Origin of the sequence: Lentzea xerophila, assembly GCF_051094245.1 — a bacterium.
Lineage (GTDB): Bacteria > Actinomycetota > Actinomycetes > Mycobacteriales > Pseudonocardiaceae > Lentzea > Lentzea xerophila.
In genome coordinates, this window is sequence record NZ_CP194934.1 from 452,872 (window position 1) to 473,344 (window position 20,473).

17 protein-coding genes are annotated in these 20,473 nt (G+C 70.2%); 4 read left to right on the forward strand and 13 right to left on the reverse strand.

Annotated elements, in window-relative coordinates:
• Positions 1-23: 23 nt before the first annotated feature.
• The gene (locus tag ACRSBM_RS02250; RefSeq protein WP_434439157.1) at positions 24-689 is read left to right on the forward strand and encodes a DUF6766 family protein; all 666 of its coding nucleotides are present in this window, start codon (positions 24-26) and stop codon (positions 687-689) included.
• An 80-nt stretch (positions 690-769) separates the two neighbouring features.
• On the opposite strand, the gene tuf is transcribed toward ACRSBM_RS02250, so the two are convergent.
• Positions 770-1,951: an elongation factor Tu gene (gene tuf / locus ACRSBM_RS02255; RefSeq protein ID WP_434439159.1), complete on the reverse strand. Its 1,182-nt coding sequence runs from the start codon at positions 1,949-1,951 to the stop codon at positions 770-772.
• 220 nt (positions 1,952-2,171) lie between these two features.
• Positions 2,172-3,041: a LysR family transcriptional regulator gene (locus ACRSBM_RS02260; RefSeq protein WP_434439162.1), complete on the reverse strand. Its 870-nt coding sequence runs from the start codon at positions 3,039-3,041 to the stop codon at positions 2,172-2,174.
• A 70-nt stretch (positions 3,042-3,111) separates the two neighbouring features.
• On the opposite strand from ACRSBM_RS02260, the gene ACRSBM_RS02265 reads away from it, so the two are divergent.
• Together ACRSBM_RS02265 and ACRSBM_RS02270 are read left to right on the forward strand one after the other, a co-directional pair.
• A complete protein-coding gene (locus ACRSBM_RS02265) occupies positions 3,112-4,107 on the forward strand; it encodes an FAD-binding oxidoreductase (RefSeq protein ID WP_434439164.1) in 996 nt (331 codons plus the stop codon).
• Between the two features lie 242 nt (positions 4,108-4,349).
• Positions 4,350-4,733: an STAS domain-containing protein gene (locus ACRSBM_RS02270; RefSeq protein ID WP_434439166.1), complete on the forward strand. Its 384-nt coding sequence runs from the start codon at positions 4,350-4,352 to the stop codon at positions 4,731-4,733.
• An 18-nt stretch (positions 4,734-4,751) separates the two neighbouring features.
• Here ACRSBM_RS02270 and ACRSBM_RS02275 read toward each other — a convergent pair whose 3' ends face one another.
• From ACRSBM_RS02275 to ACRSBM_RS02305, 7 genes are all read right to left on the reverse strand, one after another.
• On the reverse strand, positions 4,752-5,897 hold the full coding sequence (locus ACRSBM_RS02275; protein ID WP_434439169.1) for a glycosyltransferase: 1,146 nt from the start codon (positions 5,895-5,897) through the stop codon (positions 4,752-4,754).
• A gap of 41 nt (positions 5,898-5,938) precedes the next feature.
• The gene (locus tag ACRSBM_RS02280; protein WP_434439170.1) at positions 5,939-7,027 is read right to left on the reverse strand and encodes a nucleotide disphospho-sugar-binding domain-containing protein; all 1,089 of its coding nucleotides are present in this window, start codon (positions 7,025-7,027) and stop codon (positions 5,939-5,941) included.
• Between the two features lie 9 nt (positions 7,028-7,036).
• On the reverse strand, positions 7,037-7,555 hold the full coding sequence (locus tag ACRSBM_RS02285; protein ID WP_434439173.1) for a TetR family transcriptional regulator: 519 nt from the start codon (positions 7,553-7,555) through the stop codon (positions 7,037-7,039).
• A gap of 97 nt (positions 7,556-7,652) precedes the next feature.
• On the reverse strand, positions 7,653-8,576 hold the full coding sequence (locus ACRSBM_RS02290) for a hypothetical protein (protein ID WP_434439174.1): 924 nt from the start codon (positions 8,574-8,576) through the stop codon (positions 7,653-7,655).
• 144 nt (positions 8,577-8,720) lie between these two features.
• Positions 8,721-11,480 carry a helix-turn-helix transcriptional regulator gene (locus ACRSBM_RS02295; protein WP_434439175.1) on the reverse strand — a complete coding sequence of 920 codons (2,760 nt, stop codon included), beginning with the start codon at positions 11,478-11,480 and terminating at the stop codon, positions 8,721-8,723.
• A gap of 86 nt (positions 11,481-11,566) precedes the next feature.
• A complete protein-coding gene (locus ACRSBM_RS02300; protein WP_434439177.1) occupies positions 11,567-12,490 on the reverse strand; it encodes an LCP family protein in 924 nt (307 codons plus the stop codon).
• On the reverse strand, positions 12,487-12,993 hold the full coding sequence (locus ACRSBM_RS02305; RefSeq protein WP_434439178.1) for a SigE family RNA polymerase sigma factor: 507 nt from the start codon (positions 12,991-12,993) through the stop codon (positions 12,487-12,489). Before ACRSBM_RS02305 ends, ACRSBM_RS02300 begins: the two co-directional genes overlap by 4 nt.
• A gap of 166 nt (positions 12,994-13,159) precedes the next feature.
• Between ACRSBM_RS02305 and ACRSBM_RS02310 the strand changes: the two genes are divergently transcribed.
• Positions 13,160-14,773 carry a ricin-type beta-trefoil lectin domain protein gene (locus ACRSBM_RS02310; RefSeq protein WP_434439181.1) on the forward strand — a complete coding sequence of 538 codons (1,614 nt, stop codon included), beginning with the start codon at positions 13,160-13,162 and terminating at the stop codon, positions 14,771-14,773.
• Here the strand turns inward: ACRSBM_RS02310 and ACRSBM_RS02315 are convergent.
• From ACRSBM_RS02315 to ACRSBM_RS02330, 4 genes are all read right to left on the reverse strand, one after another.
• Positions 14,770-15,573: an SAM-dependent methyltransferase gene (locus tag ACRSBM_RS02315; RefSeq protein WP_434439183.1), complete on the reverse strand. Its 804-nt coding sequence runs from the start codon at positions 15,571-15,573 to the stop codon at positions 14,770-14,772. The two genes, ACRSBM_RS02310 and ACRSBM_RS02315, sit on opposite strands and share 4 nt — an antisense overlap.
• Positions 15,574-15,633: 60 nt before the next feature.
• The gene (locus ACRSBM_RS02320; protein ID WP_434439185.1) at positions 15,634-16,674 is read right to left on the reverse strand and encodes a hypothetical protein; all 1,041 of its coding nucleotides are present in this window, start codon (positions 16,672-16,674) and stop codon (positions 15,634-15,636) included.
• The gene (locus ACRSBM_RS02325; RefSeq protein ID WP_434439187.1) at positions 16,667-17,152 is read right to left on the reverse strand and encodes an RNA polymerase sigma factor; all 486 of its coding nucleotides are present in this window, start codon (positions 17,150-17,152) and stop codon (positions 16,667-16,669) included. The genes ACRSBM_RS02320 and ACRSBM_RS02325 overlap by 8 nt, the downstream gene beginning before the upstream one ends.
• Positions 17,153-17,262: 110 nt before the next feature.
• On the reverse strand, positions 17,263-20,346 hold the full coding sequence (locus ACRSBM_RS02330) for a TIR domain-containing protein (protein WP_434439189.1): 3,084 nt from the start codon (positions 20,344-20,346) through the stop codon (positions 17,263-17,265).
• Between the last annotated feature and the right edge of the window lie 127 nt (positions 20,347-20,473).

The window sequence follows — 20,473 nt, forward strand, 5'->3', positions numbered from 1 at the left end:
GTGCGCGCGGGGCACCCCGTCCTATGAGGAGATTCCTGCGTGAGAACGGCCTGACGCTCGTTTTCACCGGGTTGTTCCTCGCGGCGCTGGTCGGTCAGTTCTTCGCCGGCCACGCCGACTTCAACGAGCGTCAGGCCGCGCTGGGTCAACCGTTGCTGACCCTCGGGGCGTACCTGTACTCCGCCGACTTCCTGGTCGACGTCACGGAGAACTGGCAGTCCGAGTACCTGCAGTTCTTCCTGTATGTCTGGGTGACCGTCTGGCTGATCCAGAAAGGCTCTCCCGAGTCCAAGCCGACGGACAAGGCCGGCCCGGAAAGCGACAAGGACCAGCGGCTGGGCCGGTACACGAGCGAGTCGTCGCCGAAGTGGGCGCGCGCGGGCGGCTGGCGCACGGAGCTGTACTCGAAGTCGCTCGGGCTCGCGATGCTGGCGCTGTTCCTGTTCTCCTGGGCGATGCAGTGGGTCGCCGGCTGGTACGCCAACAACTCCGACCCGCTGGCCGAGCAGATGAACCTGGGCCAGTACTTCTTCAGCGCCGACTTCTGGAACCGGTCGCTGCAGAACTGGCAGTCCGAGTTCCTGGCGATCGCGTCGATGGCGATTCTCAGCGTCTACCTGCGTCAGCGCGGCTCGCCCGAGTCGAAGCCGGTCGGCGCCGAGCACGCGGTCAGCGACGAGTCGGGCTGAGTCCGGGCGAGGTACCACCGACCCGCGGGCCGGTGGTACTCGTGGCAGCGCGACCACCTTCTCGGGCCGTCGCCACCGCCCTACGCGAGGATCTCGCCGACCGTGCCGGCACCCACGGTCCTGCCGCCCTCGCGAATCGCGAAGCCCAGCCCGGTGTCCATCGCCACCGCCTTGCCCAGCTCCACCGTGACCTCGACGGTGTCACCCGGCAGGGCCGGCGTCCTGTCGAGCTCCACCACGCCGACGACGTCGCCGGTGCGGAAGTGGAACTGCGGGCGGTAGTTCGACGCGATACCCGTGTGCCTGCCGCCCTCGGCGTGTGAAAGCAGGTACACGGACGCGCGGAACCGGGTGTGCGGCGCGACGCTGCCCGGCAGGGCCAGCACCTGGCCGCGCCGGACCTCACCGCGCTTGACGCCGCGCAACAGGATCGCGGCGTTGTCTCCCGCCTGGGCCTGCCGCATCGGCTTGCCGAACGTCTCGATGCCGGTGGCGACCGAGGTCACCGCCTCACCGAGACCGACCACCTCGACCGCGTCGCCGAGGCCGAGCACGCCGCGTTCCACCGCCCCGGTCACGACGGTGCCGCGACCGGTGATGGTCAGGACGTTCTCGATCGGCATCAGGAAGGCACCGTCGAGGTCACGCGTCGGCACCGGCACATGCGAGTCCACGGCGTCGAGCAACGACACCACCGACCGCACCCACACCGGGTCACCCTGCAGCGCGCGCAGGCCGGACACCCGCACGACCGGCGTGGCGTCGCCGTCGAAGCCGTACTGGGAGAGCAGGTCGCGGATCTCCAGCTCCACCAGGTCGAGCAGCTCCGGGTCGTTCACCGCGTCGGCCTTGTTCAGCGCCACCACCACGTGCGGCACGCCCACCCGGCGCGCCAGCACCACGTGCTCCCGCGTCTGCGGCATCGTGCCGTCCTCCGCGGACACCACGAGGATCGCGCCGTCCAGCTGCGCCGCACCCGTGATCATGTTCTTCACGTAGTCGGCGTGACCGGGCATGTCGACGTGCGCGTAGTGCCGCGTGGGCGTCTCGTACTCGACGTGCGCGATGTTGATCGTGATGCCGCGGGCCAGCTCCTCCGGCGCACGGTCGATGCGGTCGAACGCCGTGAAGGTGGTGCCCGAAGGGTCCATTTCGGACAGAACCTTGGTGATGGCCGCGGTGAGCGTGGTCTTGCCGTGGTCGACGTGGCCCATGGTGCCGATGTTGAGGTGTGGCTTGGCGCGCACGAACTCTTGCTTCATTGCCCTGTTCCCTCGGGAAGTACAGCTGGGGCTCAGAACCGATGAACCGCTACCACCCTCCTCCAGCGGTCCTGAAGGATGGACTGGAGAAGGGTCAGAGTCGGGCGCCGGCCAGCTGTGCCGCGACATCGGCTAGGGCAACGGCGAGCGCGCCCGCAGGAACACCTGCGAACGTGTTGTGCTCAGCCGTCAGGAACATGCGGTGATCGTCGCAGGGCGGTTAGTTCGCTGTCACCCGATTTTCCGCGAGCCGGACCAACGCCCGCGCGGCCGGGCTGAGCGGACCTCTGGTGCGCCAGGCGAAAGCGAGCCGGCTGCACGGTGACGGGTCGGTGATCCGCACGGCGTGCAGGTCCGAGACCATCGACAGCGCCAGGATCGCCGGCCCCAATCCGCGCTGCGCCAGGGCGATCACCATCGGCGGGGCGGAGGCCTCGAACGCGATGCGCGGCCGCCGAGGGCCGCACGCCTCGTCCAACGCTCCGCGCAACCCCGTGCCGGGCGGCAGGCTGATCAACCCTCGCTCCAGCAACTCATCCACGGACACGGATTCCCTGCCGTACCAGGGATCCGCGGGAGCGACCGCGGCCACGATCGGTTCGTCGGCGAGCACTCGCACCGACAACCCCTCAGGCGCCGAACCGGCGTACCCGATCAACGCGAAATCCAGTTGTCCGTCCACAAGGGACGAGATCAGTGCGTCGGAGCCGGCCTCCGACAAAGTGATCTCCACACCGGGATGCGCGGAGTGGAAAGCGGACAGCAGCTCGGGCAGGTCCACGATTCCGCAGGACACGACCATTCCCACGCGCACGACCCCGCGCACCAGCCCCGCCATCTCCTCGACGGTCCGCCGAGCCGACTCCACCGATCCCAGGGCCGCCCGTGCCAACGGCAGCACCGCCGCACCCACGTCGGTCACCGTGACCGTGCGCCCCGACCGGTCCAGCAGGTCGTGCCCGAGCTCCCGCTCCAGCCGCCGGATCTGCGCGCTGACACCGGGCTGCGCCACGTGCACCCGTTCCGCGGCCCGAGTGAACGACCCCTCTTCGGCGACCGCGACGAAGTACTCGAGCTGCCGAAGTTCCATAACCAACGATTATAGACTCGAGCACAACTAGATCTTGGACATATAACACCAGCTCAACCAGGCTGAAGACATGCAGATCTTCCGCCCCGGTGACACCGGTTACGACGAGGAACGCAGCGGCTTCCAGACCGGACTCCGCCACGACCCGCAGGTGGTCTTCGCCGTGGAGAACGTCCAGGACGTCGAGGAGGCCGTGCGGTACGCCGAGTCCCACGGCCACGAGTACGCGATCCAGACCACCGGCCACGGCCTCACCACGACCACCACCGGCGTCCTCATCTCGACCAGGCGGATGAACACCGTCGAGATCGACCCGAGGACCCGCACCTCCAGGGTCGGCGCAGGCGCGGTCTGGCGGCAGGTGGTCGAGCAGGCCGCTCCGCACGGCCTCGCCCCGCTGAGCGGCGACGCGAGCGACGTCGGCGTGGTCGGGTACACCCTCGGTGGCGGGTTCAGCGTGCTGGCCAGGGAGTTCGGCTTAGCGAGCGAGCGCGTCCGCAGGACGGAGCAGGTCGGCGACGTCGTCACCGCGCTGGAGTTCGAGCTCCTGCCCGTCAGCGAGGTCCACGCGGGCGAGATGTTCTTCGACGTGCGGCACGCGGAAGCGGTCTTCGAGGCGTTCCACGCGTGGGACCTGCCGGACCACGTCACGCCGTCGCTCACCACCCTCGGTGACGTCGTGCGCGTGACCTTCGCCGGCACGAAACCGTTCGACGTCGACCACCTCCGCGTCGCGCCCAGGGTGAAGGAGCAGTTCGGGAGGAAGCCCTTCGCGCAAGCCGCCGGCGCACCGCTGCCGCCGCACAGCTACCAGGGCGACAACGTCCTGCTGAGCGACCTGCCGCTGGACGCCCTCCACCGGGCCGGGGAGGTGGCGGCGCACTCCAGCGTGCCGATCTTCCTCAGCGTCCTGCCGCTCGGCGGTGCGCTCGAGGCCGGAGCGAGCCACCTGATCAAGCTGATCTCGCCTCGGCTCGGCGTCGAGGAGCAGCACGAAGAAGTCTTCGACCAGGTGCGGTCCTTCGTCGTCGGACGGTCGCGGAACTTCCGGTACGCCGTGGGCTGAACGGCGAGAAGTGGCAAGGACGGCAGCCGGTTCCGGGCGAGTGTGATCATCACGGCCGCGCGGGCGTCACCGACTGCCTGGCGAAGGGCGGGCGCGGCACCGGGCTGGTCGCTGCCGTCCTCCTGTCGGGGGTGGAATAGGTTGTGGTGGTGAAGCAACGGCCGTAACGTCGAAGATGTAGCCGGGTTCAGAAGCGTGCTCGGAGTCCGAGTCTCGTGCGCTTCGGCCACCGGGGAGTGCTGGTGAACGAAGATCAGGTTCAGGAGTCACCGCTGCTGACGGTGCGTGCCGCGGATGTCGCCGGAGTAGTGGTCGTCGCGGTGGAGGGTGAGATCGACGCGGACACAGCCGACGACGTGCTGGCCGCGCTCCGTGCCGGGGTCGACTCGGACGGCCCGGCCCTGGTCGCCGACCTCAGCAGGGTGAGCTTCTTCGGTTCGACCGGCATCTCGACGTTGATCACGGCTCACGAGTTCGCCGACGAACGTGGCAAGCAGCTGCACGTCGTAGCGCCGCAACGCGCCGTGAGGAGGCCGTTGGAGGTCACGGGAGTGGCCGACGTCCTCCTGCTGCACAACTCCGTCGACGAGGCGTTGTCCGCGCTGAAACCGGTGCCTACCGAGTAGGCACCGGCTCCGGTCCCGTCAGCCCGCGAGCTCGACGAGCTTCGGCACGACGTCACCGGGGTGCGGCATGGCGGCGATCTCCGCGGCGATGGCGGCGTTCGCCTCCTGTACGTCGGCGTCGTCGAGCAGCTTGCGCACGGTCTCCTGCACCGCGTCCGAAGTGAACTGCTCGCCGACGAGCTGGTCACCCAGCCGGGTGGTCGCGACGATCTCGCCGTTGCGGAAGTGGTCGGCGCCCTGCGGCAGCACGAGCTGAGGCACGGCGTTCGTCATCGCGGCGACCGTGGTGCCGGCACCGCCGTGGTGCACGACGAGATCTGCGTGCGCGAGCAGATCCGCCTGGGGCACCCACGGGAGCACGTGCACGTTGCCCGGCACGTCGGTCAGCACGGCCGGGTCGACCTGCGGCCCGGTCGCGACGAGCACCTCGGCGTCCACCCCGGACAGGCCGGTGATCGCCGTCCGGAGCACCTCCGGGTTCGAGAACGCGGTGCCGAACGTCAGGTAGACCAGCGGCTTCGCATGGTCGGCGACCCAATCGGGAAATTCACCCGGTTCGGCGAACGGGACCGGTCGCAGCGGAATTCGATCGACGTCCGAAAGAAAGTCCAGATCCTGCAAAGATGGCGGGAAGACGTCGAGATAAGGCGATCCGAGTCCGTAATGCTGCCCATTCGGCAAGCTGATGCCGAGTTCCTCGACGTAGCTCAGGAAGAGATCACTCATGGCCTCCGGGACCAGCGTGTCGTCCATCTTGCCGAACCCGTGGCACACCGCCGGAATGCCCGCTCGCATGGCCGCGAGGCCCGCGCCGGCGTTGATGATCTCGAAGACGACCAGGTCGGGCTTGTCCCGCTCGAGCACCGGCTCCAGGTCGCTCACGAAGGCCCTGGGCAGCACTGATGCGAACGCGTCGACGGCGGTCTGCCGCAGCATGTCCCGCCGGAACGCCCCGGTGCCGTGCAGTTCGTTCGCCTGGCGGAAAGCGTCCCAGATGCTGATGCCCGCGTCGACCACGGTGAGACCCAGCTTTTCCACGGTCGCGTGGAATCCGGAGTCGACGGCGTAGAGGACGTCATGTCCCTGCTCGCGGGCGGCGACCGCGAGCGGAAGTATCGGGTAAACGTGTCCGTGTGAGCCTAGGCTCGAGAAGAGAATGCGCACCCGGCCAGATTAGGTGCTCCGCTATTGCGCCGGGGTCGATCTCACGAACTGCGGCCGCGCAGCAGGAGACTTTCCCACCGCTCGGCTACCTCGGTGGGCGAGGGCATCGCGGCGATCTCGGCGCTCACCTCACCCGCGGCCCGTTGCAGCTTCGAGTCCTCGATCAGCCGCGTCAGCAGGTCCGGCGTGACGTCCCGTGGTTCGGCCCCCAGCCCGGCCCCGCGCGCGGTGATCAACGTCGCGTGCACGGTCCGGTCGCCGGGCCCAGGCTCGACCAGCTGCGGCACTCCCGCCGCGAGCGCGCCGAGCAACGTCCCCGCGCCACCGTGGTGCACGATCCCGTCGCAGAACGGCAGCACGCGCGGAATCGGCACCCAGCCGACCGTCCTGACGTTGTCCGGCAGTCCCTCCGTCCGGTCCGGACGGACCAGCACGAACTCGGCGTCGACCCGCCCGGCCGCCCTGACCACCGCCGCCATCATCCTGCCGGCGCCGGGACCGGCCACGGTGCTCCTGCTGACGAGGATGCGCGGCCTGCCCGCGGGTTCGGCGAGCCACCCCGGCACCTCGCCGTCGCCGCTGTAGGGGACGAACCGCATCGGCCGTCCGCCCAGGAACTGCGCGAGCGATGCCGGTGCCGTGCGCAGAACCGTTGCGGGAGAACGCACCTCGGCCTTCATCCGCGCGCCGACGGCGGCCGTCAGGTCCAGCCCGTCGAACAACGACACGTCGTGCACGATCGCGGGCACGCCGAGCGCCGACCCGGCGGCGGCCAGCGGTTCGTGCACCACGACGTCCGGCCGCCATCTGTCGGCGAGCGCCCGCAGCGGCGCGGTCATCGCGTCGCCGACGGTGCCGAACAGCCGTGACACGAAGTCGAGCCCGCCGACGCCCCGCATCTCCCTCTTGGCCACCAGCGGGTGCCTGAGCATGATGCGCAGCGCGATCGGTCCGAAGCGGACGTTCGCGGGCACGACGCCCTCGACGTCCAGGCCGGAGTCGCGGACCCGCAGCGCCTCGCCGCCGGTGGCGACCACGACGTCGTGCCCGGCGTCACGCAGGGCCAGCGCCAGCGGCATCAACGGAAAGACGTGACCGAGCAACGGCGCGGCAACCACGAGAACACGCATAAATCCAGGTTACGGATCGATCAGCCGGTGCACGGCGTCCTCGACCGTCCGCCGCCGCACCACGTGGTCGGCGTCGCCGGGAACCCCCGACCACATCGACGCGACCGCGAGCACCAGCCGCAACACCTGCTCGGCGGAGAACCGCGACGACACCAGCCCCGAGGCCTGCGCCGACCGGATCGCCTCGACGTCGGCCACCCGGTCGCAGGACGCGCGCCGCTCCAGCCGCTGCCAGGTCGCCAGCCGGGCGAGCTCGGGGTGCCGGTGCTGCAGGTCGTACAGCCGGCCCGCGTAACCGGGCAGGTCACGGGCGTCGAACCGCACCGCCGCCGCGTCCACCACCTCCGACTGCACGGCGTCGAACAGCTCGTCCTTGCCGCCGTAGTAGGTGTAGGCGAGGCCCGCGGAACACCGGGCGATGCGGGCGATGCGTTCCATCCGCGCCCCGGCGATCCCGTAGGCGGCGAACTCGACGAACGCGGCGTCCAGCAACCGGCGGCGGGTCCGTTCCCGATCGCGGCGTGCCATGGGATCAGGCTATGGCGAAGGGGCCGCACCCCTGAAGGGTGCGGCCCCCGGACGGAGCAGTCACGAGCCAACCTTGCTACCGGCCCGGACGGAGCAGTCACTTGGCCATGTCGAACCAGTTGAAGCCCTCGACCATGTGACGGTTGGTGTCGCTGACGTAGCGCGGGCCGTCGAGCTCCCAGCGCGTCACCCAGCGGTAGGTGCCCGGCTCCAGCGACTCGTCCGCGCGGGTGTTCTCGTCGTCCTTGACCGGGACGTACTCCTTGAAGGTCCTCTTGGCCAGGGTGACGTCGAGCGACTCGTAGGCGGACTGGGTGTAGAGGTAGGCGCCCTGGCCGCTGTCCAGCGCACGGCCGGGGTCGGCCAGCTTCAGCTTGATCGTGTTGCCGCCGAACGAGCCGGTCGCGGACACGACCGTGACGATGTGGCCACCGCCGCGTTGCAGTGAACCGGCCGTCGGGCCCGCCTTGTAGCGGCCGTAGACCAGCTGCAGCGGGCCCTCGTTGAGCTTCTTCGCGAGGTCACCGGCGAAGTCCGGGTGGTCGTTGGTGCTCACCACGCCCGTGGACGTGGTCCAGCCGGCGTCGCGGGCGGGCTTGGTGGCGATGTCCCAGGCCTTGCGCAGGTTGGTGAGGTTGGTGCCGTCGCTGGTGTACTTCGCGTCGACGCCGATGCGCCCGATCGAGTTGGTGATGACGCTGAAGTCGGCCGGGTCCTTCGGGTTGAGGTTGCCGACCTTGGTGGTCAGCCAGCCGACCGGGGCGTCCTTCTCGTGACCCCAGTAGTGCAGGACGTTGTAGAGCGACGCGGGGCCGCAGTAGGCGCCGCCGTTGTTCTCCAGGCCGGCGCGGTGCTGATCCACATCGCTGACGCCGCACTTCTTGACGTGGAAGTCGGGGCCGGCGAGGTCCGACGCGCCGACGCACGGGGGCGGCGTGCCGATGATCGGGTCCGCGGCGGCGGTGGCGGGAGCGACGACGGCGGTGAGAGCGGCGGCGGCGAGCAGAGCGTTGCGGATCATTCCGGTTTCCCCTTCGAGATCTTGTGTTTCCCCTGCGGTGACACAAGATTCGCCGAGGAGGACCCCCAAGGGCATGAGGGGCGATCCCTCAACCTCCGTGCGGAAAAGATGGGTGTATCAGGGACACCCCCACGTCGCTCCGTCTCAGGCGAGGACGCGAGCGAGGTCGCGGCGACCCGCGATTCCGAGCTTCGTGTAGATCCGGCCGAGGTGGTTCTCGACGGTCTTGGGCGTCACGAACAGCTCCTGCGCGATCTCCCGGTTCGCCCGGCCCGTGGCCGCCAGGTCGGCCACCCGCCGTTCGGATGCCGTCAGCCCCTCCGCGCCCAGCACGATCTGCCGCCGTGGCCGGTCGCCCAGCGCCTCCAACGCCTCGGCCGCGCGCGTCCGCAGCGTCGTCGAGCCGCACGCCGAAGCCAGGTCGATCGCCTTGTGCAACGGCTCCCGCGCGTCCGTCCGCCGTCTCGCCACCCGCAGCGCCTCGCCCAGGTCGACCAGCGAGCGGGCGAGCTCCAGCCGGGCCGGCGACTCCTCCAGCACCGCCACCGACTCGGTCAGCAGCTCCAGCCGTGACTCCGGGGAGGCGTGGGAGAGCAACCGCAGAGCCGCTCCGACCTCGGTCGCCGCGCCCCACCTGCGAGCCACTTCGAGCTGTTCGGCCGCCAGTTCCAGAGCGAGCTCGTGCTGGCCCAGTTGCAAGGCGGCCCTCGCCGCCGGCGCGCGCCACGGGATCGTCGGTGGGTCGACGTGCACCTGGTGCATCGCGTCACGCTGGCGGTATGCCTCGGTCATCGCGCGCCGGGCGTCGCCCTCGGCCAGCGCGATCAACGCGCGCACCTCGTGCAGCCAGATCATCGGCATGGTCCGCCGCGCGCCCGCGTGGGCCGCGTCGAACGCCGAGGCGAACGCGGCGGCAGCGGCGACGTCACCCCGTTCGAGTGCCGCGTAGACGGCGAAGTGCGTCGAGGTCGCGCGCAGGCTGATCACCTCGGACACCGGGTCCTCGTGCGCCACGGCGGCCAGCGCGCCCTCGGCCTCCGCCTCGACGAGCCGCATGTCGCCGACCCGCCAGTTCAGGAACAGCGACGCGTTCGCCACCATCGCGAACTCGATCGGCGACCCGTGCGCCCTGACCTTGAGCCGCGCCCGTTCGATCTCGTGCCGCGCCGTGTCGACGCCGTCGGCGGCCATCAGCGCGAGCAACGCCACCAGCCACGCCACCATCGCGTCCGTGCTGCCCGTCGCGTCGTCGAGGTACGCGCCGTTCGCGAGCGCGCGCGTCGCCGTCGCGGCCACCTCGTCGTGCGGCCACACCTCGTAGCGGCCCATCTGCGCGAGCAGGCCGAGCAACGTGCGTTCGTCCGGGGTGCTGCCCGCCAGGCTCGCGTAGCCGCTGAGGTGCGCCGACGCGGTCTGCCGCTGGTCGGGCAGGAACGACCGGAACACCGCCAGCCGTGCCTCCAGGTGCAGTCGTGACTCGCCGTCCGGGCGGGCCGCGATGGCCTCGGTCAGCTCGGCGATCGCCGCCGCCGGACCCTCGACCGCCGCCGTCGCCGAGGCGGCCGCCGCCACCAGTTCCGCGTCCGGCAGCCCCTGAGCCGCCGCCTTCAGGTGCCGGTGCGCGGCCACCGCGTCGCCGGTCCGCAGCAACGCCCGGCCCAGCTCGGCGCGCAGCCCGGCGTCGTCGGGCCTCTCGTCGACCGCCCGTGCGAGGTGTGCCGCGGCGGTCCGCGCGTCACCGCCCGAGAGCAACGTCGCCGCGGCCTTCCGCAACACCTCGGCGGCGTTCGGCAATGTCCCTTTGGGAGCGTGCACGAGATGTGCGGCGACCCGGTCCGCGGAGGCGTGCGACTCCCACAACGACTTCGCGGCGCGCGCGTGCAGCGAGGCACGCGCGATCGGTCCGAGACCGGTCAGCACCGCTTCGCGCACAACGGGATGCACGAAATCCAGGTGCTCGCCGGTCACGACGACGTTCGCCGCCGTCAACGCCTCGACCGCAGCCGGGAGATCGGTGACCTCGGCCAGTTCCGCCGCCTGCCACGGATCCGCGTGCGTGCCGAGCACCGCGATGGCGCCGGCGAGCGCCACGGCGTGAGCGGGCAGCCGGCCGAGCGTGGCGCGGAAGACCGTGCTCGGCCCGAGCGTGCCGACCTTCTCCGCCGTCGACGCCTCGTCGAGCGGCAGCCCGAGCGCCGCGAGCTCGTCCACCAGCACGCCGGACAGGAACGGGTTCCCGCCGCTGGCCGCGTGCAGGGCGGTGATCACCTCGGGGTGCCCGCCGACGAGCGCGCTGAGCGCCTCCGTGGTCAGCGGACGCGGCAGCAGCCGGTCGGCGGACACGCTGAGCTGGGCGAGCGGCCCGAAGTTGTCCAGCGGCGGCCTGGTCGCGACGACCAGCGTGATCGGCAGGTCCGCGATCCGGCGCGAGAGGTAGACGAGGAACTGCAGCGACGAGTGGTCCGCCCAGTGCGCGTCGTCCACGGTGATCAGCAGCGGGCGGGTGGAGGAGAGGTCCACCGCGACCCACCACAACGAGTGCAGCGTGCGAGCCAGCTCGGCCTCGCTCGGGTCGAGCGCGGCGTCGTCCAGGGCCTTGAGCGCCGCCCCGGACGGCCCGGCCAGGATCTTCTCGCGGATCTCACCGGAGTACCGCGACACCGACCGTTCGACCATCTGCCGGACGACGCCCCACGCCATGGCGCTCTCCAGGGCGTCGCCGACAGCTTGGAGCCTGCCGAAACCACGGTCCTTGGCCAGCTCGCGGCACTCGTGCACGAGCCTGGTCTTGCCGATCCCGGCACGGCCCTCGATGACGACGACGCGACCCTCACCACGGGTGGCTGCGTCCAGAGCCTCGCGAATGTGCGCGATCTCGGAGTCACGTTCAAGTGGTTCGCGCACGAATTGATCGTAGCGGCCGTTTCGCGCGCTACATGCAGATCATCGGCGGCGCAGAAGAGCGACTTGATGCTCCATTGGGGTGATCGTCAGCGAACGCAGCCCTCGCCCTGGGGCGCGTTGCCGCTGAACTGGGTCTCGATGAACTGCTTCGCCTGCCCGGGGGCGACCACGAAGCCCTCGCCGTTCCCGACCTCGACGGGGTCGCCGACAGGCAGGGTCGCCGCGCTGACCTCCACCGGTCCCTGGAACCGCTCGGCGAACTCCAGCACGTCCCACCCCGCGTCGACCTTGATCGTCGTGCTGATCTCACGGGCGAGCGCGGGAGCGTTGTCCTTGGTGATCTTGGCGGCGAGTCCGGTGAGGAACGCCTGGTGCCGCCTGGTCCGGTCCAGGTCACCGCCGGGCAGGGCGAAGCGCTGGCGCAGGAACGCGAGCGCCTGGTCGCCCGCAAGCGTTTGCTTGCCCGCCGGGAAGCGGGCGCCGGTGACCTGGTCGTGCGTGGCCGCGATCAGGCAGACCTCGACGCCGCCGACGGCCTGCGCGATCTTGCCGAACTCGGACATCCTGATCGCGGCGTAGTGGTCGACCTTCGTCACGGTCAGCCCCTCGACGGCGTCGATCAGTTTCTCCGGGGACTTCAGGTACATGCCGTTGATCTTCTCGTCGCCGACGGCGATGTCCCGTGGCAGCGAGACCGCGCTGACCGATCCGTCCGCGTCGAAGCGCGCCAGCACGATCGCGTCCGCGCGGTCGTGGTCGTCGGTGCCGAGGAGCAGCACGTTCTGCGCGTCCGGTGCGACGGACACCGCGGGCGCGGCCTCGGTCTTCTTGATCGTCGTCGGGACGATGACGGCAGCCGCCGCGGCAGCCGCGGTCAACGTGGCGACGCCGACGATCAGCCCCAGCGGCTTGCGGCGCTTCTTGGCGTTGTACAGGCCGGCCAGCACGGTCCCGGAGTCGACGCGTTCGTCGGCCTCGGCGGCGATGGCCTGGCGGATCAGGTCGTTCATGAGTGCACCCCCAGGGTGGCGGACCGGGCGAGTTCGTGGGCACGCAACGTCTGTAGCGCGCGAGAGAGTTGGCTGCGCACGGTGGATTCCGCGCAGCCAAGCACCTGTGCGATCTCCGCGTCGCTGCAGTCCTCGTAGAACCGCAGCACCAACGCGGCGCGTTGCTTGCGTGGCAGGACGGCGATCCGTGCGCGCATGGCGTCGCGTTCGGCGTGCGCGTCGGCCGGATCGGCCATCGACGGCACGTGCCTGGCGAGCTCACTGCGCTCCACGGCGATCTCTCGTGCCGCCTTGCGGTGCCGCCACGACAGGTAGTCGTTGGTCACCATGCGCTTCACGTAGAGATAGGGCGCATCCATCCCGCCGATGCGTTCCCACTTGCCCTGCGCGCGTAGCAGCACGTTCTGCACGATGTCCTGCGCCAGGTGTTTGTCGCAGGTGATCGCGGTCGCGTAACCCAACAGCCGATCGAGCCGATCGGCGACGAACTGGTCGAACCCCACGCCGCCCCCTTCTTTCGTCCAGTGGTGGCTTGCGTCCTGGGAAACCCCCTCGCTACCGCCGTTCGCTGCATCCGGTTTTGTGGTCCGGCCCACAGATGTCTCGGTTTGGGCGGATTTTGGCTGTGAAGCCTTTTCATGTTCACGCCCATGGTCGAGCCTTCACCCCATGCGCATCATCCCTGTGCTCGCGCTGTTGTCGCTGCTGCTCGTCCCCGTCGACGCGGCCGCCGCACCCAACGGCAACTACTACCTGCAAAGCGCCGTGACCGGCCAGAACGCCGCCGTGTCCGGCTCCTCCGTCGTCCAGCACCGCCCCAAGGGCAACGAGGACCGCCAGCAGTTCTCCTGGAACGGCAGCACGTTGTCCGAGGGCGGCCAATGCCTCGGCCGCGCCGGCGACGCCGCCCAGATGGTCAGCTGCTCGAGTGCCGACGCCCAGTGGGTCGCGACGCTCGACGACCAGGACAGATACCGCTTCAAGGACCCCGGCGCCGACCGCTACCTGATCGCGTCCGGCACCGACCAGATCCGCGTCGGCACCGGCAGCGACACGTGGTTCCTGACCCCGGTCAACCCGGTCCGCGTCCAGGTCCCGGCCGACCCGCGCCTGGACGAGATGACGTTCCTGACCTCGCACAACGCCTACGCGAACGGCGTCGACGGCGGCTTCACCTTCGGCAACATCGCCCCGAACCAGTCCCGCGGCATCGTGCAGCAGCTGAACGACGGCGTCCGCGGCTTCATGCTCGACATCCACCAGACCCCCGACGGCGCGATCCTCTGCCACAACAGCTGCACGCTCGTCAGCAGGCCCGTCGCCCTGAACGTGGACCTCCAGCGCATCGTCGACTTCCTGAAGTCACGCCCCACCGAGATCGTCACGGTGTTCCTGGAGGACTACGTCTCCGCCGACGTCCTGCGCTCCGAACTGGCCCGCGTCAACGGCCTCGGGGACGTCCTGTTCCGCGCCGAGGGCGTCCGCGAGCACGGCTGGCCGACGTTGTCGCAGATGAGGGCCAGCGGCAAGCGCCTGCTCATCTTCACCGACCACGGCAGGGACGGCCGCGAGAACTCCGGCGTGCTGTACCAGCGCGACTGGACCGTCGAGAACTACTGGTCCATGGGCGCGGGCGTCGGTGCCTCCGACTGGTCCTGCTACTCCCGCTGGGGCGAGAAGCCGCTCACCGCGACGGAACCGAACTTCCGCCCGTTGTTCGTCATGAACCACTTCCGCGACGTCCCGATCCAGGGCACCGTCGCCACCGACAACTCGAAGGCCGTCAGCCGCGCCCAGCGCTTCTGCGAACCCGCGGCCCGCAAGACCCCGAACTACCTGGCCGTCGACTTCTACCACCTGAACACGCCGGTGCTCCCGGCCGAACGCCACCCGTCCGGCGCGGGTTCGGTATCGCTCGCCGCCACCCCGACGCTCTGCCTGGACAACAACGCCGGCGGCACCGCCAACGGCAACCCGGTGCAGATCTGGACGTGCAACAACTCCTACGCCCAGAAGTGGCGCGTCGTCGCGGACGGCACCATCGCCATCTCCGGCAAGTGCCTCGACGTCGACAACGGCGGCACCGCCAACGGCACGCTCGTCCAGCTGTGGCAGTGCAACGGCACCGGCGCGCAGCAGTGGCGCGTGCGGTCCGACGGGTCCGTTCGGAACCCGCAGTCGGGGCTGTGCCTGGACAACCCCGGCGCGTCGACGACGCCCGGCACCCGCCTGAACATCTGGACCTGCAACGGTTCCGGTGCCCAGGCCTGGAAGTTCCACTAGGGCTTGCGGGCGAGTCCCACGTAGACGTCCTGCGGGCCGCTGTCTCCGGCCGGGCCGGGTTCCGGGTGCCACCTCGGCGCCGGGACGACGCCCGGCTGGAGGACCTCCATGCCGGCGAACATGGGCTCGAACTCGGCGAGCGAACGGAAGTACATCGGGTCGCGGCTGTGCTTCATGGCCTCGACGACACCGTCCATCTCCTCCGGCTTGAAGTCGGCCGTGAGGTGCGAGAGCGTGATCAGGGTGCCGGGCGGCATGGCGTCGCGGTAGCGGGCGACGATGCCGGCCGGGTCCTTCTCGTCCGGGACGAAGTGCAGCACGGCGACCATGAGCAGGCCGACGGGCTGGGAGAAGTCGATCAGGCTCTGGACGACCGGGTCGGACAGCACGTCCTGCGGCCGGCACATGTCCGCCTGCACGACGCCCGCGTTGTCGTTGCCCTCCAGGATGAGCTGGCTGTGCGAGACCGCCACCTCGTCGTGGTCCACGTAGACCACGCGTGCGTCCGGGTTCTTTTGGTGCACGATCTCGTGCACGTTGCCGACCGTCGGGATGCCCGAGCCCAGGTCGAGGAACTGCGTGATGCCGTGCTCCATCATCCGCAGGACCGCGCGGCGCATGAACGAGCGGTTCGACGACGCGATGGCGCGGCCGTCGCGCAGGATCCGCAGCACCTTCTCGCCGACCACGCGGTCCGACGCGAAGTTGTGGCCACCTCCCAGCAGGAAGTCGTAGACCCTTGCCGCGCTGGGCACGTCCGTGTTGATTCCCGCGGGCACCCAAGAGAATGGCTCGGCCATGCCGGAGAACTTACTCGACCGCGTGCACGCGTTGTATCCGCCCGGATCGGGCAAAAGCTGTCAGCCACAGCGCGCGAAACGGACCGAGATGTGCTCTGCCAGCGTGGATGCGCCCGCACGCCGGGCTTCCTGGTCGAGCCACCGCAGTTGGTCGTCGGCGCGTGCCGAGCGCAGGTTCGCCGCCGTCGTCACGGCCTGCCTGGCGAACTCGGCGGCGGTGTCCGGGTCGCCGAGCGCGAGGTGGTTGCGGGCCAGGGCGGTCAACGCGATCGTGCGGGCACGGGCGCGTTCAACGCCATAAGCGCCAACCTTTGCCGTCAGTGAGGCGATGGCCTCCTGCGGATCGTCCAGCGACTGGCGGTCGGCCCACGAGTTGTGTGCGGCCACGAAACCGAGCTGGAACGCCTTCAGTGCGTCGTCAGGTGCGTTGTGGTGCAGGAACATCCGGCCGGCGCGCGTCAGCACGGAGGCGATCAGCGCCTCGTTCTCGGCCTGTCGTGCGAGCGTCAACGCGCGGGAGAAGTGCGGTAGCGCGACGCCGGGCAGCCCGCTGTCGAACGCCGTCCAGCCCGCCAGCTCGTGGACCTCGGCGACGGCCGTCCAGATCTCCTCGTCGCCGACGACGATCATCGGTTCCACGGCGGTGAGGTGCTCCAGTACCGAGGTGTGGCAGGCGATTCCGCCGTACTGCTGGTCCAGCGCGCGCAACGCCTGCGTGCGCGTCCTGATCACCGCCGGCTCGATGCGGTTCGACGGCATCCCGGACGGCAGCCAGTCGAAGGTCGGCGCGCCGACCATGATCCGGGCCGTGTGCTCCAGGAACCGTTGCCGCGCCTGGAAGTTCTCCTCGATCAGCTCTTCGGCCTCGGTGAACCCGTCGGCCACCGCGACCTGGCACCAGTGCGTGGCTTCGACGGTCTCGCCGAGCGCGAACAGCACTCGTGCCAGGCGCACGGCCGCATCACCGAGGTGCTGGTCGGCGGCGACCCGGAAGTGCACGGCGGCCTCGCGCAGGTGCCCGGCCCGTTCCGCGGCCTCACCGAGGCGGTACAGCCGCTCGACCGCCTCGTCGAACTCGAACTGGGCCAGCAGGTCACTCATCACTGCCTCCGAGGATCCGCCGCAGCTCGGCCCGGCCGCGGGTGAGGTGCGTGCGCACGGTCGACTCGCCGACCACGAGGACCGCCGCGATCTCGCTGACCGAGTAGCCGAGGAGGTGGTGCAGCGCCACGACTTCGCGGTGCCTGGGGGAGAGCTCGCGCAGCGCCGAGTGCACCGCCTCCACCTCGTGCACCTGCTCGGCCACCTCGTGCACCTGCACGGCGACCAGCGGCGTTTCGTGCTGGTGCCGCTGCTGCCACCGCCGCATGAGCCGTATCGCGACCTTCAGCACCCACGCCTCGGGCTTGTCGTACGCGTGGATGTCGTTCCAACGGTGTTGCGCGATCACCAACGCGTCCTGCGCGATGTCCTCGACCGCGCGCGTGTCGCCGGTGAGTGCCGTCAGCGTCCTGGTCACCACGGGCAGGCAGGCGCGGAAGAACTCGGCGAAGCCCCGATCCGGCTCCGGTGTGCTCAACGGCCTCCCCTTCAGCGTCCGCCGGTGTCGTTCATCGCCCTGGGGCGACCTTCACCGGTTACAGGCGCTGAAGCCAGGAAAGGCTGAGTGCGACGCGTGAATTCACCCGTTCAGGGCAGGAGGTGGCGGAAGGCGGCGACGAGCAGCATGCGTTGCTGGTCGACGTCGAGGCCTTCGTCGAGTTCGTCGTCCTGGTGCAGCTCCTTGGTGTGGTACGGGCCGCGCACACCGAACGACTCGACGCGCACCGCGATGTCCACCACGTCCGAGGCCAGTTCCACAATGGACTCGTCGTTCGGGATCGGCTGGTTCTGCTGGTACAGCTCGTAGGAGAACCGCATCCCGATCGAGCCGTCGAACGTGGCCTGCTCGGTCGGCAGCCGCAGCGCGTCGAACACCGCCCGGTACAGCGTGGCACCGGTGAGGTGCAACGGGGTCATGACCACGTGTGTGGTGCCGAGGTCGTGGCTGCGCACGGAGATCGCGGCGGTCGGGCCGTCCGCGGTCGGCGGCACGGGCTGCGGGAACACCGGTAGCTCCGACTTGCGGTCCGCGCGCCAGGTCGCGACGAGGCGGTCGGCGGCGTCTATCAGGTCGATGTGCTTGCGCGGCGCGAGCAGCGGCGGCAGTGGTTCCTCGTCGAGCCGCACGATGAACAGGAACGCGCGCCGGCGCGTCATCTCCAGGCTGAACGCCGCCGTCCACTCCTTGGCGACCCACTCGCGGTGCGGGGTGTTCGCCGACCACAGCAGGACGTAGTAGTCGGAGGTGGCCAGCGCCTCGTCGACGGCGGTGACCGCGTTGTCGCCGGATGCGATCTCGTTCTCGTCGAGGTAGGCGTTGACGTTGCGCGCTTCCAGTTCGGCACGGAGCTGCTCAGCTTGCGGGCGATCCTTGCCGGCGAACGACAGGAACACCTTGGGACGGGTTTCGAGCGGCACGGGTTCTCCGTTCTTCCTGAGTCTTCTGCGCAGCGGGCCAGCTGTGGTCTGAACGCCCGCGTCGCCGTGCAGGGACCAGCACGCCCAGTCGGCCGGGTGCCGGTCGGCGACCTCTTTCAAAGCGCGTTGTAAGGCGCGATCCCGGGGCAGCGTGGCGAGATTGCGATCGAACGCGTCCAGCACCTTCCTGGCGGCCCGGTCCTCGGCCTGCCAGCGTGCGGCGACGACCGCTGCCGCGCCGGCGGTGATGGCCGCGCGGACGAAACCGGCCCGCTGCCCGCCGCCCCGTTGCTGGGTCATGCCGGACTCGCAGGCGCCGAGCACGACCGTGCCGAACGCGCTTAAGTCCAGCTGTCCCAACGCTTCCACGGACATCCGTTCGTCACCGAACTGCAGCCACGACTGGTCGGGGTCCATGTGGTCATGCGCGCCGTGGGCGTCGATGCGGATGCGTTGGAAGCGGCATTCTTCAACAGTGCGGTGCAGCTCCGAGGCTTTCGTCAAGATCGCCGTCTGATCGCCTCTTTGCCTGCGGGACCGGCGTCGCAGCGCCGGCAGGGCGGACAGGCACGGCAGGCTGGACAGCGCGTGGCCGACGCCGAGATAGCGGCCCGTGCCGGGCACGGGCAGCCCGGCGAGCGGGACGTCGGCGAGCACGTCCCCCGCCACGACGGCGATCCGGGTGACCTTCGGCGGCAGGGCCTCGACGACGTCGTCCAGCGCGATCAGGCCGGTCAGCTCGACGAGCAGCGCGCCGAGGATCGCCGCGTCGTACTTGGGTTTCCACGCCTTGAGCCGGCGGATCGTGTCGGTGAGGTCGCCGATGTGGACGTCAGTCGTCACGTGGGTGATCTGGCGGCCGATGATCACGTGGTGCAGCTGGTCCGGAGTGGCGTGCATCATCCACACGACCTGGTCACGGGGCAGGTGCCTGGTGGTCCTGCGCAGCCAGCGCCGGGCCGCGGGGAGGTCGGTGAACCCCGGGAGGTCGCGCGGCTCGGGCAGGATCGTGGCGCCCCGGGCCGCCTCGACGGCGATCACCAGCCCCGGCAACGCTTTCCGGCCTTCGCGCCGGACGCGGCGGACCGCGGCGAGAACGCGGCCGTCGTGTTCGTCGGGGGTGGCGCGCAGCATCCGGAGGGTGAGACTGGGGCTGTCCTGGTGGTCGGCGAGGTCCTCTTCGACGTGGTGGGACGCCGTCCACTGTTGTGCGGCACGGTCTTCGTCGCCGGCGTCGGCGTAGGTGTCGCCGAGTTTGCGCAGTGCCAGCGCTTTGAGCTCGGGGTGGTCCGACCGGCCCGCGACCTGGAAGTGCTGGGCGGCCTGCTCCAGCCGGCCCTGGGCGTGGGCGAGCTCGGCGGCGGTCAGGTGCCACAACGGGGAGTTTCCCTCGCCCAGCATGCCTTCCGCCTTGACCAGCTCGTCCTCGGCGATCAGGCGGCGTACGTGGCTCAGGCGGCGTTCCGGGCTGAGCGCCCGCGTCGCGTCCGGGAGCTTCGCGATCACGTCCGGTCCCGCCGCCGCGGCGAGCAGCGGGAAGAGCTTGCGCGCCGCGCCCGCCTGCCGGGTCATCACCAGCAGGACCGTCAGTTCGTACAGGACCGCGTACCGCAGCGCGGGCTCGATCTGGTAGCCGGTGACGCACCTCGTCATCAGCGCAAGTGCTTCCTCGTAACGGACTTCCCGCCGGAGCGCGGCGGCCCGTTGCAGGTACGCGGCCGGGGTGCGGGGCGATCGTCCCCTGACCCGGAAGACGCGGGTGCTCCTGCGAACGTCCAGCAGCAGCCGGTCCCGGCCGATGTGCTCGAGGTACTCAGGGCGGCCGGCGCGGCGGAAGTGGCGCTCGGCGGCGTCGAGCTCGCTCTCGGCGGTGGGGTGGTCGTAGCGGTCCGCGGCGGCCAGCGCGGCGACCCGCGCGAGCCGGGCCTGCTCCAGTTCGGTGAGCTTCAGCTTCCGCAGCGCCCGCACGTCCTGCTCCGCGGCGACGTGATCCGTGGCGGCGCTGTGGATCTGCGCCCGCAGGACGCGCAACCCGGCGTCGTTGTTCATGGTCAGGTACTCGTCGCAGCGCTGCGCGGCCCTGCCGATCGCGCCGAGGTTGAGCAGCGTGCTGCAGTGGTCGTGGGCGACGACCGGACTGAGCGTCGCGGCCTTCCGGTACGCGAGGTCGACGCCGAGCGCGTTGCCGCGCAGTGCGGCGGACCGAGCGGCCTTGACGGCATCCGCGAGGGGTGAACCGGGTTCTATGTGCATCAAGTCTCCGCAGCCGCAACGAGCACGACCCCGGCCAACGCGTCAAGAAGCGTTCGTGGGCGCATGGACGATCCTCCGTGCGTCGCAGGTTAACGATCCAGACGGCCCACAGATCGTTTGTCCACTT